The 279-nt window shown below is 62.4% G+C and carries 1 protein-coding gene; it reads right to left on the reverse strand.

The genetic code is table 11. The features are described from left to right. Positions 1-101: 101 nt before the first annotated feature. Positions 102-279, reverse strand: a 178-nt coding sequence (locus EN818_RS32375) for a helix-turn-helix domain-containing protein (protein WP_135906781.1), incomplete at its 5' end; no start/stop codon positions are given.

Consider the following 279-nt stretch of genomic DNA (forward strand, 5'->3'; position numbering starts at 1 on the left):
CCCGCAATTTGTTACCACGAAGGGCGGCGGCTACTTCTTCATGCCGAGCCGGTCCGCGCTGCGCTACCTGGTTTCACGGCTCTGATTCGAGGCAAAGCCGTTCAGTCGTCGTCCTGCGAATCGGCGATGTGGTTTAGCGCGGCGGCATTGGTGATGCGCAGCCCGCCGCGTTTGATGGCGATCATGTGCCGGTTGCGCCAGTCGTTGAGCGTCTTGTTGACGGATTCACGCGTCGCGCCGAGGAACTCGCCGAGCTCCGATTGCGAGATCGGAACCCAG

Source organism: Mesorhizobium sp. M3A.F.Ca.ET.175.01.1.1 (assembly GCF_004791945.1).
GTDB lineage: Bacteria > Pseudomonadota > Alphaproteobacteria > Rhizobiales > Rhizobiaceae > Mesorhizobium.